The 15016-nt window shown below is 65.0% G+C and carries 13 protein-coding genes; 7 read left to right on the top strand and 6 right to left on the bottom strand.

Annotated features, from left to right (window positions below):
- The first annotated feature begins 119 nt into the window (after nt 1-119).
- Nucleotides 120-2207 carry a dipeptide ABC transporter ATP-binding protein gene (locus QF118_RS12695; protein ID WP_282299423.1) on the top strand — a complete coding sequence of 696 codons (2088 nt, stop codon included), beginning with the start codon at nt 120-122 and terminating at the stop codon, nt 2205-2207.
- 66 nt (nt 2208-2273) lie between these two features.
- Here the strand turns inward: QF118_RS12695 and QF118_RS12690 are convergent, their stop codons facing one another.
- Nucleotides 2274-2879 (bottom strand): lytic transglycosylase domain-containing protein, encoded by a 606-nt coding sequence (locus tag QF118_RS12690; protein WP_282299422.1) that lies wholly within the window; start codon nt 2877-2879, stop codon nt 2274-2276.
- Between the two features lie 153 nt (nt 2880-3032).
- On the opposite strand from QF118_RS12690, the gene ssb reads away from it, so the two are divergent.
- Both ssb and QF118_RS12680 read left to right on the top strand, forming a co-directional pair.
- Complete coding sequence (gene ssb / locus QF118_RS12685; protein WP_282299421.1) at nt 3033-3563, top strand: single-stranded DNA-binding protein; 531 nt, start codon at nt 3033-3035, stop codon at nt 3561-3563.
- Nucleotides 3564-3713: 150 nt separating this feature from the next.
- Nucleotides 3714-4778: a site-2 protease family protein gene (locus QF118_RS12680; RefSeq protein ID WP_282299420.1), complete on the top strand. Its 1065-nt coding sequence runs from the start codon at nt 3714-3716 to the stop codon at nt 4776-4778.
- Between the two features lie 66 nt (nt 4779-4844).
- On the opposite strand, the gene aroB is transcribed toward QF118_RS12680, so the two are convergent.
- Nucleotides 4845-5957, bottom strand: coding sequence for a 3-dehydroquinate synthase (gene aroB, locus QF118_RS12675; protein ID WP_282299419.1), 1113 nt, complete (start codon nt 5955-5957; stop codon nt 4845-4847).
- Nucleotides 5954-6526: a shikimate kinase gene (locus QF118_RS12670; protein WP_282299418.1), complete on the bottom strand. Its 573-nt coding sequence runs from the start codon at nt 6524-6526 to the stop codon at nt 5954-5956. The genes aroB and QF118_RS12670 overlap by 4 nt, the downstream gene beginning before the upstream one ends.
- A gap of 97 nt (nt 6527-6623) precedes the next feature.
- Between QF118_RS12670 and QF118_RS12665 the strand changes: the two genes are divergently transcribed.
- From QF118_RS12665 to QF118_RS12655, 3 genes are read left to right on the top strand one after another with little or no spacing between them, the layout of a single operon-like run.
- Nucleotides 6624-6773: a hypothetical protein gene (locus QF118_RS12665; protein ID WP_282299417.1), complete on the top strand. Its 150-nt coding sequence runs from the start codon at nt 6624-6626 to the stop codon at nt 6771-6773.
- Nucleotides 6763-8268, top strand: coding sequence for a hypothetical protein (locus QF118_RS12660; protein ID WP_282299416.1), 1506 nt, complete (start codon nt 6763-6765; stop codon nt 8266-8268). Before QF118_RS12665 ends, QF118_RS12660 begins: the two co-directional genes overlap by 11 nt.
- Entirely contained in the window at nt 8265-9191 is a 927-nt protein-coding gene (locus QF118_RS12655; protein WP_282299415.1) for a site-specific tyrosine recombinase XerD, read from the top strand. Before QF118_RS12660 ends, QF118_RS12655 begins: the two co-directional genes overlap by 4 nt.
- Here the strand turns inward: QF118_RS12655 and QF118_RS12650 are convergent.
- Nucleotides 9170-10021, bottom strand: a complete 852-nt coding sequence (locus QF118_RS12650; protein ID WP_282299414.1) for a metallophosphoesterase family protein — start codon at nt 10019-10021, stop codon at nt 9170-9172. The genes QF118_RS12655 and QF118_RS12650 overlap by 22 nt on opposite strands.
- A 69-nt stretch (nt 10022-10090) precedes the next feature.
- Between QF118_RS12650 and QF118_RS12645 the strand changes: the two genes are divergently transcribed.
- On the top strand, nt 10091-11398 hold the full coding sequence (locus QF118_RS12645; protein WP_282299413.1) for an HlyC/CorC family transporter: 1308 nt from the start codon (nt 10091-10093) through the stop codon (nt 11396-11398).
- On the opposite strand, the gene QF118_RS12640 is transcribed toward QF118_RS12645, so the two are convergent.
- The gene (locus tag QF118_RS12640) at nt 11370-12494 is read right to left on the bottom strand and encodes a histidine kinase dimerization/phosphoacceptor domain -containing protein (RefSeq protein ID WP_282299412.1); all 1125 of its coding nucleotides are present in this window, start codon (nt 12492-12494) and stop codon (nt 11370-11372) included. The genes QF118_RS12645 and QF118_RS12640 overlap by 29 nt on opposite strands.
- A gap of 78 nt (nt 12495-12572) precedes the next feature.
- On the bottom strand, nt 12573-14993 hold the full coding sequence (locus QF118_RS12635; RefSeq protein ID WP_282299411.1) for a GcvT family protein: 2421 nt from the start codon (nt 14991-14993) through the stop codon (nt 12573-12575).
- Nucleotides 14994-15016: the final 23 nt, after the last annotated feature.

Genomic DNA, 15016 nt, shown 5'->3' with positions numbered 1-15016 from the left:
TGTCGGACCGGGGGCGCGGCCCCCGGACCCCGCCGCGCCAAGGGCGCGCGAAAAATGAGATATTTTCGGCAAGAGGAAACTGCAAAGGTTTCCCGGCTGCTCCGATAGGGAGAAATGGAATGAAAGACGCATATGACGGGCCCATTCTGGAGATCGACCAGCTGTCGATTTCCTTTTTCACCCGGCTGCGGGAAATCCCCGCCGTGATGGATTTTTCCGTCAAGGTCATGCCCGGCGAGGCCGTGGGCCTGGTCGGCGAATCCGGCTGCGGCAAATCCACGGTGGCCCTGGGCGTGATGCAGGATCTGGGCAAGAACGGCCGCATCGTCGGCGGCTCGATCAAGTTCAAGGGCCGCAACCTGAACGAGATGAGCCAGGAAGAGCTGCGCGATATCCGCGGGTCCGAGATCGCCATGATCTACCAGGAACCCATGGCCAGCCTGAACCCGGCGATGAAGATCGGCCAGCAGCTGATGGAAGTCCCGATGATCCATCAGGGCGTGTCCAAGGACGAGGCTTACGAGCGCGCGCTGCAGGTGGTCACCGATGTGAAACTGCCCGACCCAAAGCGGATGCTGAACAGCTATCCGCACCAGTTGTCGGGCGGGCAGCAGCAGCGGATCGTCATCGCGCTGGCGCTGATGGCCGAACCGTCCCTGTTGATCCTGGACGAACCCACCACCGCGCTGGACGTGACGGTCGAGGCGGCGGTGGTCGATCTGGTCAAGGAGTTGGGCAAGAAATACGGCACCTCGATGCTGTTCATTTCCCATAACCTTGGGCTGGTTCTGGAAACCTGTGACCGCATCTGCGTGATGTATTCCGGCGAGGCGGTTGAAACCGGCAGCATCGAGGACGTCTTTGACGAGATGCAGCACCCCTATACGCAGGCGCTGTTCCGTTCGATCCCCCTGCCCGGTGCCGACAAGAACGCGCATCCGCTGGTGGCGATTCCCGGCAACTTTCCCTTGCCGCATGAACGCCCCGAGGGCTGCAATTTCGGCCCGCGCTGCGATTATTTCGAGGCCGGGCGCTGCGATGCGCAAAAACGCATCCCGATGGAAAAGATCCGCGGCAACGACCGGCATTTCTCGCGCTGTCTGAAGGTCGATGAAATCGACTGGGCGGCGCCGCCCGCCAACGTGCAGACCAAGGAAAAGCCCGAACCGGGCAAGGTTGTCCTGAAGATGGAGAACCTCAAGAAATACTACGAGGTGGCCTCGAACGCGCTGTTCGGCGGATCGGGCGCGAAAAAGGTGGTCAAGGCGAACGAAACGCTCAGCTTTGAAGCCCGCGAAAGCGAGACATTGGCCATCGTCGGGGAATCGGGCTGTGGCAAATCCACCTTTGCCAAGGTTCTGATGGGGCTGGAAACCGCCACCGACGGGCAGATCCTGCTGGATGGCCGCAACATCGAAAGCACGCCGATCGAAAAGCGCGACACGCAGACGATCGCCGATGTTCAGATGGTGTTCCAGAACCCGTTCGACACGCTGAACCCCTCGATGACCGTCGGACGGCAGATCATCCGTGCGCTGGAAATCTTTGGCATCGGCAAGACCGATCAGGACCGCCGCCAGCGCATGCTGGAGCTGCTGGACCTGGTGAAACTGCCGCGCGCCTTTGCCGACCGCATGCCGCGCCAGTTGTCCGGCGGGCAAAAGCAGCGCGTCGGCATCGCCCGCGCCTTTGCCGGCGATGCACGCATCGTGGTGGCCGATGAACCGGTGTCAGCGCTGGACGTCAGCGTGCAGGCGGCGGTGACCGACCTGTTGATGGAAATCCAGCGCGAACAGAAAACCACGCTGCTGTTCATCAGCCATGACCTGAGCATCGTGCGTTATCTGTCCGATCGCGTCATGGTCATGTACCTGGGCCATGTGGTCGAACTGGGCACCACCGACCAGGTCTTTGCCCCGCCCTATCACCCCTATACCGAGGCGCTGCTGAGCGCCGTGCCCATCGCCGATACCAAGGTGCAAAAGCAGCATATCGTGCTTGAGGGGGACATCCCGTCGGCCATGAACCCGCCGCCGGGCTGCCCGTTCCAGACGCGCTGCCGCTGGAAGGACAAGGTCGCCGGGGGCCTGTGCGAAAAAGAGGTGCCGCCGGTGCGCATGCTGGCCGAGGGTCACCAGGTGAAATGCCACCTGTCCGACGCCGATTTCGCCAGCATGGAGCCGGTGATCAAGATGGCCGCTGAATGAAACGCAAAACGCCGGGGTCAGGCCCCGGCGTTTTTTCAATGGCTTGCAAAGGCAGGGCCGAAAGGTTCAGCTGCCCCAGATTTTCTTGACGTAGTTCTTGGTCTCGCGGTAGGGCGGCACGCCGCCGTGCTTTTTCACAGCGCCGGGACCGGCGTTATAGGCCGCCAGCGCCAGCCGCCAGGACCCGAATTCCTGGTACTGCATTTTCAGATAGCGCGCGCCGCCTTCCAGGTTCTGGCGCGGATCATGCGGATCGACCCCCAGCACCTTGGCGGTGCCCGGCATCAGCTGGGCCAGCCCGATCGCCCCCTTGTGCGACCTGGCCGAGGCGTTGAAGCGCGATTCCTGGTTCACCAGCCGCAGGAACAGATCCTCGGGGACGCCATGTTTGCGTGCGGCGGCGCGGGCCATTTCGGCATATTCGCCGCGATAGCTGCCGCGATACTTGGGCAGGCTGCCCTCGAGCGTGCCGTATTTCGTCGGCGTGATGACCGAAGGCGGCTGCAGGCGGACCGAGTTGTTGTACTGCTGCGAGGCCCGCGTATCGAGCACCCGCGTCTGGCTGGAAAACAGGCGCGCGCGGCCCTGGGTGGATACCTGTTCGGCCATCGCGGTGGTCGCCACCAGCGCCAGAACCACGCCCAGGGATATGCCCCTTGTCACTCGAACCATGCCGTCACCCCGAATTGTCCCAACAAAATCTGGGTGCACTATACCTGCCTGAAAGGATTCGACCACCCCAAGCCAATGCCCCCCTTATGGTTCCGGTCGTGCTGGTGTAGGTTGCGGCAAATATCTGCCGATAAGATTCGAAGGGAAAGATGCATGGCCGGTTCGGTAAACAAGGTGATCCTGGTGGGCAATCTGGGGCGCGACCCCGAGGTGCGCTCATTCCAGAACGGCGGCAAGGTCTGCAACCTGCGCATTGCCACATCCGAGACATGGAAGGACCGCAACACCGGCGAGCGCCGCGAAAAGACCGAATGGCATTCGGTCGCGATCTTCCAGGAAGGCCTGGTGCGGGTGGCTGAACAATACCTGCGCAAAGGCTCCAAGGTGTATATCGAAGGCCAGCTGCAGACCCGCAAATGGCAGGATCAAAGCGGTCAGGACCGCTATTCCACCGAGGTGGTGCTTCAGGGCTATGGCGGATCGCTGGTCATGCTGGACGGCCCGCAGGGCGGCGGCAGTGGTGGCGGCGGCGGCGGTGGTTATGGCGGCGGCGCGGGCGGCGGCTATGGCGGCGACAGCGGCGGCTATGACGATCCGGGTTATGGCGGCGGACCCAGCCAGGGGTCGGGATCGGGCCCCGCACGGGCACCGGCGCGCGACATCGACGACGAAATCCCGTTCTAGGGCCAACCGGCCCCGAACCGAACGATACAAGAAACGGCGCAGGGGCCCCTCTGCGCCGTTTTTTATTGGCCGGGCTTGATATGGGTCGTGGCACGGCGATGCCTTGATCCCTATCTGTAGATCAAACCGGCAAGAATAGGAGCTGTCGCAATGTCCTGGTCATTCCCCCTGGGCCGCCTTCTGGGATCCGAGCTGCGGGTCCATGCGACCTTTTTCCTGCTGCTGGCCTTTGTCGCGGCCTCGGCCTATTCCGAGGGCGGGGTCACGGCGGCACTGAGCAATACCCTGTTCATCCTGGCGCTGTTCGCCTGCGTGGTGGCGCATGAATATGGTCATGCGCTGATGGCGCGGCGCTATGGCATCAAGACCCCCGATATCACGCTGCTGCCGATCGGCGGCATGGCGCGGCTGGAACGCATGCCCGAACAACCGGGGCAAGAGGTGCTGGTGGCGCTGGCCGGGCCTGCGGTCAACGTGGTGATCTGGGCGGTGCTGATCGGATTTGGTGCCTCGACCGACATGGAGGCGCTGGCCGATCCTGCCACCGCCTCGGCCTTTCTGGGCAGGCTGGCGGCGGTGAACCTGTTCCTGGCGATCTTCAACCTGATCCCGGCCTTTCCGATGGATGGCGGGCGGGTGTTGCGGGCGCTGCTGTCGTTGCGCATGGACCGGGTCAAGGCGACGCGGATCGCCGCCAGTGCCGGTCAGCTGGTGGCCTTTCTCTTTGCCTTTTGGGGGTTGAGCTCGGGGAACCTGATCCTGGTGCTGATCGCCGGTTTCGTCTTTCTGGCGGCCCAGGCCGAGGCCAGCGATGTTGCCAGCCGCGATATCGCCAAGGGGCTGTTCCTGCGCGACGCGGTGATCACCAGTTTCGAATCCCTGTCGCCGACGGACCCGATGCATGTGGCCGCGCAGACCCTGATCCGCACGACGCAGCACGAATTCCCGGTGCTGGACGAAGAGCGGCGCATGATCGGCTTTTTGACGCGCGGGGCGCTGTTTCAGGCCATGGCCGAAGGGCTGAACACCCATCCGGTCGCCGAGGCGATGACCACCCAGATCCCCACCCTGCCCCTGGCGGCGCCGCTGTCCGAGGCGCTAGACGCGCTTGCCACCGCGCCTGCCGTGGCCGCCACTGACCGCGCAGGCCGGATGCTGGGCTATCTGACGCGCGAAAACGTCGGGGAACTGATGGTGCTGCGCGCCCGGCGGTAAGGCCGGATTGGGGCTCTGCCCCAAACCCCGGGATATTTGCGGCAATTGGAAGAGCCGGGGTCTGGTTTACCGGTCTTCGAGTTGTTCGCGCAGCAGGCCAAGGACCTTGTCGGCAGGCACGTCCGAGGTGATGAAGCTGTCGCCGATGCCGCGCGCCAGGATAAAGCGCAGGTTGCCGTCGATCACTTTCTTGTCCTGGCCCATCAGGTCGAGAAGCGCCTCGGCCCCGGGCAGATCGCCGGGAATGTCGCGCAGATCGCGCTTCATGCCCATCTTTGCAAGGTGTTCGCGCAGGCGGCTTGGGTCCTCTTGCGGGCACAGGCCAAGGCGGGCAGAGAGTTCGAAGGCCAGGGCGCAACCGATGGCGACGCCTTCGCCGTGCAGCAGCCGGTCGGAAAAGCCGGTCGCCGCCTCGAGCGCGTGGCAGAAGGTGTGGCCAAGGTTCAAAAGCGCGCGGTCGCCCTGTTCGGTTTCGTCGCGCAGGACGATGTCGGCCTTCATCTGGACCGAGCGTTTCACCGCATAGCTGCGCGCCGCGGCATCGCCGGCGGCGGCCCTGGGGGCGTTTTCTTCGAGCCAGTGAAAGAAGTCGGCATCGCCGAGCAGGCCGTATTTGACGACCTCGCCGTAGCCGGCCAGGAAATCGCGCGGGGTCAACGTGCCCAGAACGTCGATATCGGCCAGCACCAGCGCAGGCTGGTGGAAGGCGCCGATCAGGTTCTTGCCCTGCGGCGCGTTGATCCCGGTCTTGCCGCCGACCGAGCTGTCGACCTGCGCCAGCAGCGAGGTCGGGATCTGCACGAAACGCACGCCCCGGCGTAGCACGGCGGCGGCAAAGCCTACCAGATCGCCGATAACGCCGCCGCCAAGGGCGATGACGATGTCGCGGCGTTCGACCTTGTTTTCCAGCAGCCATTCGACGGTGCGGGTGAAATGCGGCCAGCTTTTCGTCGCCTCTCCGGCGGGCAGGGTCAGGGACACGGCGCTGATCCCGGCCGCCTGCAGCCCTTCGAGCAGACTGCCCAGGTGCAGGGCAGCGACGTTTTCATCGCTGACGATGGCGACGCGCGGGCGGTGCAGCAGCGGCGCGATTTCAGCGCCGGCGCGGGCCAGCAGCCCCTGCCCGATCCGCACCTGGTATTCGCGCCCTTCCAGCGGGACATGGACGATTTCGGTCATTCAAGAGCCTCCAGCACATCGGGGCGGGTTTCCAGCAGCGTGTCGCAGACCAGCCGGGCCATTTCGTCCAGCGTACGATCGGCGCGCGAGGTCACGGTGATATCGGCCAGCCGGTACAGCGGCACGCGTTTTTCGTAAAGCGCGGCCAGCGTCCCCTTGGGATCGGCCGAGCGCAGCAGCGGGCGGGTGTCCTTGTGGCGCACCCGGTTCCACAGCACCTCGAGATCGGCATCCAGCCAGACCGAGACGCCCTTTTGCGAAATGCCCTGGCGGTTGTCGGCGGACATGAAGGCCCCGCCGCCGGTGGACAGAACGCAAGGCGTGCCATCCAGAAGCCGGTCGATCACCTGGCTTTCCTTGCGGCGAAAGAAAGGTTCGCCATCGCGCTCGAAAATCTCGGCGATGGTCATGTTGGCGGCCTGCTCGATCTCGTGGTCCGAATCGCGGAACGGCACGGCCAACCTGTTGGCCAGGGCCCGGCCCACCGCCGTCTTGCCCGCGCCCATCATGCCGACCATCACCACGGTCTTGTGCAGGATCAATCGATTGGTCCGCTTTGCATCGGCCATCTTACGCCCATTCGTTTCTTCGTTGCGTGAATGACGTGAACGAGACAAAAAGGCTAGGTATAAACCGAAAAAATCACCGAGGCAGGGAGACGCGCGCATGGGGCGCATATTGAAATACTTGTTCTATCTGCTGGTTCTAGGGGCCATCGGCCTTGTGGGCTATGCCTATGTGGGGCCATTCTTTGGTGCGGACTTCAGCCCGCCCCAGACAGAGATTCGCCTGCCCGTCGACCTTGATGCCCGATAACGCCCCCCTTTCCCGCCTGATCTGCGGCCTGCGCTGCGCGCTTTGGGCCGGTGTGATTGCGGGATATGGCGCGGCGGCCAGCGCCCAGAGCGAGCCTGTCGCCGACAGCGCCACCGCCCCGCGGGTCGAGGCCATGCCTCTGGGCCTGCCCGGGCTGGGCGGCGCGGGGCTTTTGTCGCCCAAGACGACGGGCCTGCCCGCGACGCTGTGGCTGGGGTCCGATCCGGAACGGCTGCGCAGCCTGATCCGCGCCGCCAAGCCGACGGTTCCGGCGCTGCGCGACCTGTTGCACACCTTGATGCTGGCCGAGGCCGATCCCCCCGCGCCGGGCGCCGATGGCATTGCCCACCTGGGCGCGCGGCTGGATTGGCTGATCGCGCTGGGCGCCGTCGAAGAGGCGCTGGCGCTGATCGACATCGCCGGACACGACGACCCGCAGCTGTTTGCGCGCTGGGCCGATCTGAACCTGTTGCTGGGACAGGCGGCAGCGCCCTGCGCCGCGCTGCGCACCCGCCCGGGCCTGAGCGACGATCTGTCCATGCGGATTTTCTGCACCGCGCGCGAGGGCGATTGGCAAAGGGCCAGCCTGCTGCTGACCACCGCCGCCACGCTGGGCGATCTGGCGCCGCGCCAGGTCGACCTGCTGGAACGGTTTCTGGACAACGAAATCGCCGAGGAACGCCCGCCGCTGATCCCGCCGGTGCGCCCCACCGCGCTGGAATTCCGCCTGTTCGAGGCGCTGGGCGAACCGCTGCCCACCGCGCCGTTGCCGCTGGCCTATTCGGTGCTGGACCTGGGCGGCGACAATGGCTGGCGCGCCCAGATCGAGGCCGCCGAACGGCTGGCGCGGGTCGGAGCGGTTCCGGCCAACCGTTTGTTGGGGCTTTATACCTTGCGCGAACCGGCGGCCTCGGGCGGGGTCTGGGACCGGGTCGAGGCGCTGCAACGCTTTGAGGCGACGCTGTCGCGCGGCGCACCCGACGCCGTCAGCCTTGCCCTGCCCCGGGTCTGGTCGCAGATGGCCAGCGCCGGGCTTTTGGTGCCCTTTTCCGAGCTGTTCGCCGACCGGCTGGCGCGCCTGCCTTTGTCGGGGCGGGCCACGCGCATGGCGGCGCGGGCCGGGTTCCTGTCACCGGGCTACGAGGATCTCAGTCTTGCTTTGGGCGACGAAGGGGTCGAAACCCGGTTCCTGACGGCCATCGCGCGCGGCCAGTTGCCACCGCCCGCCGAGGCGGTCGATCTGCCCCATGCCGCCGCCGTGGCCGCGGGCTTTGCCGGCGCGCCGGTGCCCGAGGTGCTGACCGAACAGCTGCAACAGGGCCGCCTGGGCGAAGTGATCCTGCGCGCCGTGGCGATGTTCGCCTCGGGGGCCGAGGGAAACTCGGCCGATCTGACCGATGCGCTGGCGACCTTTCGTGCCGTGGGGCTGGAAAACATCGCGCGCCGCGCCGCCCTGCAGATCATGCTGCTGGACGCCGAGCGCGCAAGACGATGAGCGCGCGCTTCTGGATTGCCAATTTCCTCGAGGCGATGGCCGCCGAACGCGGCGCCGCCGCCAACACCCTGGCGGCCTATGAACGCGATCTTGTGCATGTCCAGGATTGGCTGGGCGACCAGGGGCTGGATTTCACCGATGCGCAAAAGGCCGACGTGGAATCCTACCTGGTGCATTGCGATACTCAGGGCCTGTCCCGTGCCACCCGCGCGCGGCGTCTGTCGGCGATCAAGCAGCTGTACCGCTTTGCCTTCGAGGAAGGCATGCGCGCGGACAATCCGGCGGTTCAGATCGCCGGCCCCGGCCGCGACAAGCGCCTGCCCAAGACCCTGAGCATCGAAGAGGTGGACCGCCTGTTGCAGGCCGCCACACGGCATGGCCGCACGCCCGCCGACCAGCAGCGCAACGCCTGCCTGATGCAGCTGCTTTATGCCACCGGGATGCGCGTGACCGAACTGGTGTCGCTGCCGCTGGTGGCGGCGCGGGGCGATCCGCGCATGTTGTTGATCCGCGGCAAGGGCGGCAAGGAACGCATGGTGCCGCTGTCGCCCCCCGCCCGCGAGGCGCTGGCCCTATGGCTGGCCACGCGCGACGATCAGGACGCGGCGGCGCGCGCGCAGGGCAAACCCGTCTCGGCCTTTCTGTTCCCGTCGCGCGGCAAGGCCGGGCACCTGACGCGCCACGCCTTTTACATGCTGATCAAGGATTTTGCCGTCGAAGGCGGCGTATCACCGGACAAGGTGACGCCGCACACCCTGCGCCATGCCTTTGCCACGCATCTTTTGGCCAATGGCGCCGACCTGCGGGCGATCCAGACCTTGCTGGGCCATGCCGATGTGGCCACGACCGAGATTTACACCCACGTCCTTGAAGAACGGCTCAAGGAATTGGTTCTGGACCATCACCCGCTGGCCAAGGACTGAGCTTGCCGGCGCAGATCGGGCGGCAGGATGTCCTCGGACGGCCACCAGCCGCTGCGCAACGCGCGGTGATAGCCCTGGGTCAGCCCGGCGGCCTCCATCGCCGATGCGGCGGCTTCGAAATCATAGTCCAGTCGGCCAATTTCGGACCGACCATCGGGATACAGGATGCAATAGCGCGTCGCCGGGGCGCCGTCATTGGGCGGCAGGCCGATCACTCCGGCATTGATCCAGGCGGTGCCCGCCAGATCGCGGCGAAAGGCGATGCCGCTGTGCCCGGCCAGGATTGCGGCCGGATCGGTATTGCCACCGGCCAGCCCCTGCTGAAATTCGCCAATTTCGCCCAGCAACGCCCCGTCTGTGGCGGTGGGCCAGACAAAGCGGTTCACATGGGTGGTGCCGCCATGCACGACATATAGATCGCCCCATTCCGTCGACAGCCGCAGCACATCGGGCAGACCCGCCATCCAGTCGCGCGCCGCCCGATCGACATGAGCATTGGCATGGGTGTACCAGCCCGCCGCCAGCCTGTCGCAGGTGGTGCCCGCGTCAAAGCCGCAGCCGCAATCCAGCGCGCCTTCGGCCAGTTGCCGTTCGACATTGCCCGCAATCACATGGCAGCCCCAGTCGCGGATCTCGGCGATCGTATCCATGGGATCGGCGCAATAGCCGACGATATCGCCGGTACAGATGCAGCGTTCGGGCGCAATGCCCAGCCGCTTGGCGGTCTGCCGGATCGCGCGCGTCGCCTGAAGGTTGGAATATGGCCCACCAAAGACCAAAAGCGGTCCGGGCGGCACTGTGCCGATCTCTTGCATGGTCCTGACGAACATCACGGCTCCTCTTGAACGTGGCGCGCTGCGCCCCCATAACCATCCAAGCATTATAGGAAAGCCCGAACTATGGAACCCGAGACCAGCGTGCTGGACGCCGCCTTCTGGATCACATCCGCGTCAATCCTGGCGCTGCTGACGATGTCGGCCTTTTTCTCGGGGTCGGAAACCGCCCTGACGGCCGCATCGCGCGGCAAACTGCGGGCCGGGGCCGACAAGGGTTCGCGCGGGGCGGAAAAGGCCCTGAAGATCACCGAGGACAACGAACGCCTGATCGGTTCGGTCCTTTTGGGCAACAACCTTGTGAACATCCTTGCCACCTCGTTGGCGACGGCGCTGTTCACCCGCGCCTTTGGCGAAAGCGGCGTGGCCATCGCGACGCTGGTGATGACCCTGCTGGTGCTGATCTTTGCCGAGGTGCTGCCCAAGACCTATGCCATCACCAACCCCGAAACCGCCGCCGCCCGTGTCGCCGCGCCCATCGAGGTGATCGTGCGGCTGTTTTCGCCGATGGTGTCGGCCGTGCGCATGCTGGTGCGCGGGGTGCTGCGGCTGTTCGGCGTGCAAACGGACCCTGACAGCCATATCCTTGCCGTGCGCGAGGAAATCGCCGGAGCCCTGCAACTGGGCCACTCCGAAGGTGTGGTGCAAAAAGAGGACCGCGACCGCATCCTGGGCGCCCTGGACCTGAGCGAACGCACCGTCGAGGAAATCATGCTGCACCGCTCGGCCATCGAGATGATCAGCGCCGATGCAGAACCGCAGGAAATCCTGCAGCAATGCCTTGAAAGCAGCCACACCCGCCTGCCCGTCTATCGCGGCGATCCCGAAAACATCGTCGGCGTCATCCACGCCAAGGACCTTGTGCGCGCGATGTACAAACTGTTCGAGGATGCCTCGGCCGCCGAGGACCGCTTCAAGGGGTTCAAGGTGACGGATGTGGCGATGAAACCCTATTTCATCCCCGACACCACGTCGCTGGACGACCAGATGCGCCAGTTCCTGCGCCGCCGCACGCATTTCGCGCTGGTGGTGGACGAATACGGATCGCTCGAAGGGTTGATCACGCTCGAGGACATCCTCGAGGAAATCGTCGGCGAGATCACCGACGAACATGACCCGCAGGCCGACCACAGCATCCAGCGCGCCGAGGATGGCAACTATTGGCTGGACGGGTCGATGACGATCCGCGATTTCAACCGCGCCACCGACTGGTCCCTGCCCGATGACGAAGCCAACACCGTCGCCGGCCTGGTCATTCACGAAGCGCAGATGATCCCCACCGCCGGCCAGGTTTTCAGCTTTCATGGCTTCCGCTTCGAAGTCATGGAGCGCGAGAACAACCGCATCACCCGCCTGAAGGTGCGGCCCCTGTGACCCGGCGCGCCGGGTCCAACGGGAACACCAGCCGCAACCGATAGCCGCCCACCGCCGGCCCCGCCTGCAGCGTGCCGCCCAACTGGTCGGCGGCCGCATCCATCAGGCGCATGCCGATGCCGGTGCTGTTGCCCGCCGGGGCGCCGCCGCCGGTGCCGTTGTCCTCGCAACTCAGGACAAGGTCATGGTCTTGCTGCGTCACGGCAATCGCGACATGCCCCTGCGCGCCTTCGGGAAAGGCGTGCTTGAACGCATTGGCGGCGAATTCGCTGACGATCAATGCCAACGCCGCGGCGCGTTGCGGGCTGACCATGGCCGGGGCCAGCGCGCTGGTCACCGTGATCCCGTCCGGGGCCTGCCGCGACAGCAAGGCCACCATGCGCCCCAGGTATGTGTCCAGGGCCACCTCGCCGTGTTGGCCCGATTGGTACAGCGCGGCGTGCAATTCCGCCACCGCCGTCACACGGCGGTTGACCGCCTCGAGGATCTCGCGGGTTTCCGCGTGATCGGACCGCGACCGGTAGATGCGCAGAAAAGACGACACCGTCTGCAGCGAATTCTTGACCCGGTGGTCGATTTCATCGCGCAGCACCGCTTCGGCGGCCAGCGCGCGGCGCAGGTCCAGCTGGCGCATCACCTGGTCGGCCATGACGCGCAGCACCTCGCGCTGCGTATCGGTCAGCTGCCGGGGCTTGTCGTCCAGCACGCACAGCGTACCCAGCTTGTGGCCCGTCGGCGTGACCAGCGGTGCGCCTGCGTAAAACCGCATCTCGGCCAGCGGACCGCAGCACAAAGGGTTGTCCAGGGTGCGCGGATCGCCCAGCGTATCGGCGATCTCGGTCATCGCGTCGTCCAGTATCGCATGCGAACAGATGGATTGTTCCAGCGGGGTTTGCGTCGGCTCCATCCCGATGCGGGCCTTGAACCACTGGCGGGTTTCATCGACCAGGCTGACCAGCGCAACCGGCACATCCAGCAGCTTGGCCACCAACCCCACGACATCGTCGAACGCGGCCTCTGGCGCGCTGTCGAGGATGTCATAACTGTGCAATTCGGCCAGGCGCGCGGCCTGATCTTCGGGGACATCGGCCAGCATTGCTTTGCCTCATAACATACAGCAGGAAAACAAGTTTACCGTGTTTGCCGCTCGGCGCAACCAAAGAGCCGCCCATTGTCAGGCGCGCAGGCGTTTGCCTTCGGGATCAAAGGGCGGCACGGACAGGATGCGCGCCTTGTGCGGGCGGCCAAGGACCATGACGGTGACGTCGTCGCCGGGTTTTGCCGTGCCCGATTTGATATACCCCAGCGCCAGGCTTTTGCCGACACTGTACCCGTATCCACCGGAAGTGACGCGGCCAACCCCCTGACCTTCATGGAAAATCGGCTCTCCTCCGCTGGCATCGGCGTTTGAGGCCTTAACCGCCTCTTCATCAAGGTGAAGAATGACCAAATTCTCGCGTGGCGGGTAATCTTTGACCGCCAACAGATTGTCCTTGTTCAGGAAATCCTTGTCCAGCTTGCACAGCCGGTCCAGCCCCACCTCTTGCGGCCAGTATTCGGGGCTGTATTCGCGGCTCCACGATCCATAGCCCTTTTCGATCCGCAGGCTCATCAAGGCCCGGCTGCCCACCGGGCCTGCGCCCACCGCTTGCCCTGCCTCCAGCAACGCGCCATACAGCTGCGCCTGATCCTCGGTCCTGCAGTGCAATTCCCAGCCCAGATCGCCGGTGAACGATACCCGCAGCGCGATCACCTCGACCCCGCCCAGCACGATCCGTTGACTGGCCATAAAGGGGAAATCGGGCGTCGCCAGCGATGCATTGGTCAGCCGCTGCAACATCTCGCGCGAACGCGGCCCCGCGACGTTAAAGCCGCAATATTGCGTGGTCATCGAGGCAACCTCGGTCCCCTCGGGAAGCGGCACGGCGTTGAAAAACCGCTGGTGATACCGCTCGGCCATGCCTGATCCGATGACCCAGAATTCGTCCTGCGCCAACCGGGTCACGGTAAAATCCCCGGCGATCCCGCCGCGTTTGGAAATCAGCGGCGTCAGGCAGGATTTGCCCACCGCGCGCGGCATCCGGTTGGCGAAAAGCGCGTTCAGCCAATCCTCGGCCCCAGGCCCGGTGACGCGGTATTTGGCAAAGTTCGAAATGTCGATGATCCCGGCGTTTTCGCGCAGATTGCGCGCCTCGCGCCCGACGCTGTTCCACCAGGGCTGGCGCGTAAACCCGGCGCTGTCGGGCGTCTCGGCGTCGAAATAGGCCGGGTGTTCCCAGCCGAAATTCAGGCCAAAGACCGCGCCCATGTCCTTTTGCTGCGGATACACCGGGCGCACACGCGCCGGACGGCCCGCCGCGCGTTCCTCTCCGGGAAAGTGGATCTTGAAGCGGTGCGCATACTGGTCCTTGACCCGCGCCTTGGTGAATTTGTCATCCGCCCAATCGCCAAATCGCGCCACGTCCCAGGCGAACATGTCGTACTGCATTTCGCCTTCGATGATCCATTGCGCCGCCATCAGCCCCATGCCGCCCGACTGGCTGAACCCCGGAATGATGCCGTTGCAGCAGAAATATCCGCGCAGTTCCGGCACCGGCCCCATCAGCACATTGGCATCCGGAGACCAGATCATCGGCCCATTTATGACCCTTTTGATACCCGAAGTGCCCACCACCGGCACCCGGTCGATGGCGCGCATCATGTTGTCTTCGATCCGGTCCAGATCGTCGGGAAACAGATCATGGGCGAAATCCAGCGGCGTGCCCTGTTCGGCCCAAAGCCGCACGTCACGTTCATAGGCGCCGATCAACAGGCCCTGACCTTCCTGCCGCAGGTAATATTCGCCATCGCGATCCGCGACCGACGGCAGCCGCCGCCCCAGCGCCGCGACCTCGGCAATGGTTTCGGTCACGAAGTACTGATGCTCGGTCGGTTGCAGCGGCAGGGTCAGCCCCGCCAATTTCGCCACCTCGCGCCCCCACAAACCGGCGGCATTCACCACCCAGGGCGTGTGGATGTCTCCCTTGTCGGTGCGCACGATCCACGTGCCATCGGGCTGCTGCTTGGTCGCTGTCACGGGGGTAAAGCGATGGATTTCCGCCCCGCGCGCCCGCGCGCCCGCGGCATAGGCCGCCGTCACGCCGCTGGGATCGACATTGCCGCCGTCGGGTTCATACATGATGCAGCGAATGCCGTCGAAATTGACCAGCGGATGCAGCCGCTCGGCCTCGTCGCGGCTGACCTCGTGGAAATTCATCTTGTACAGCCGGGCCTTGGCCTCTTGCAGGCGCAGCTGGTGTTCCCGCTCAACAGTCTGCGCCAGGTACAGGGACCCAGGCTGGAACACGCCGCAACCCTGCCCGGTCTCGGCCTCAAGCTCCTTGTACAGGGTCATCGTGTAGTGCTGAAGGCGGCTGATATTGGTGCTGTCGTGCAACCCGTGGATGTTGGCGGCTGCGTGCCATGTGCTGCCGCTGGTCAATTCGTTGCGTTCCAACAGGACCACATCGGACCAGCCCAGCTTGGTCAGGTGGTACAGGATGGAACATCCGATGACGCCGCCACCGATGACGACCGCCTGAGCATGGGTGCGCATGAGACCTCTCCGCAAATCCTGAT

It is taken from the genome of Tropicibacter oceani (genome assembly GCF_029958925.1).
GTDB classification, from domain to species: Bacteria; Pseudomonadota; Alphaproteobacteria; order Rhodobacterales; family Rhodobacteraceae; genus Pacificoceanicola; species Pacificoceanicola oceani.
This window is presented reverse-complemented; position numbering and strand designations above follow the sequence as displayed.

Bases quoted from the DNA above. Each gene is read 5' to 3' on its own strand.
- QF118_RS12695 (WP_282299423.1), top strand. From the start codon at position 120: ATGAAAGACGCATATGACGGGCCCATTCTGGAGATCGACCAGCTGTCG.
- QF118_RS12690 (WP_282299422.1), bottom strand. From the start codon at position 2,879: ATGGTTCGAGTGACAAGGGGCATATCCCTGGGCGTGGTTCTGGCGCTG.
- ssb (WP_282299421.1), top strand. From the start codon at position 3,033: ATGGCCGGTTCGGTAAACAAGGTGATCCTGGTGGGCAATCTGGGGCGC.
- QF118_RS12680 (WP_282299420.1), top strand. From the start codon at position 3,714: ATGTCCTGGTCATTCCCCCTGGGCCGCCTTCTGGGATCCGAGCTGCGG.
- aroB (WP_282299419.1), bottom strand. From the start codon at position 5,957: ATGACCGAAATCGTCCATGTCCCGCTGGAAGGGCGCGAATACCAGGTG.
- QF118_RS12670 (WP_282299418.1), bottom strand. From the start codon at position 6,526: ATGGCCGATGCAAAGCGGACCAATCGATTGATCCTGCACAAGACCGTG.
- QF118_RS12665 (WP_282299417.1), top strand. From the start codon at position 6,624: ATGGGGCGCATATTGAAATACTTGTTCTATCTGCTGGTTCTAGGGGCC.
- QF118_RS12660 (WP_282299416.1), top strand. From the start codon at position 6,763: ATGCCCGATAACGCCCCCCTTTCCCGCCTGATCTGCGGCCTGCGCTGC.
- QF118_RS12655 (WP_282299415.1), top strand. From the start codon at position 8,265: ATGAGCGCGCGCTTCTGGATTGCCAATTTCCTCGAGGCGATGGCCGCC.
- QF118_RS12650 (WP_282299414.1), bottom strand. From the start codon at position 10,021: ATGTTCGTCAGGACCATGCAAGAGATCGGCACAGTGCCGCCCGGACCG.
- QF118_RS12645 (WP_282299413.1), top strand. From the start codon at position 10,091: ATGGAACCCGAGACCAGCGTGCTGGACGCCGCCTTCTGGATCACATCC.
- QF118_RS12640 (WP_282299412.1), bottom strand. From the start codon at position 12,494: ATGCTGGCCGATGTCCCCGAAGATCAGGCCGCGCGCCTGGCCGAATTG.
- QF118_RS12635 (WP_282299411.1), bottom strand. From the start codon at position 14,993: ATGCGCACCCATGCTCAGGCGGTCGTCATCGGTGGCGGCGTCATCGGA.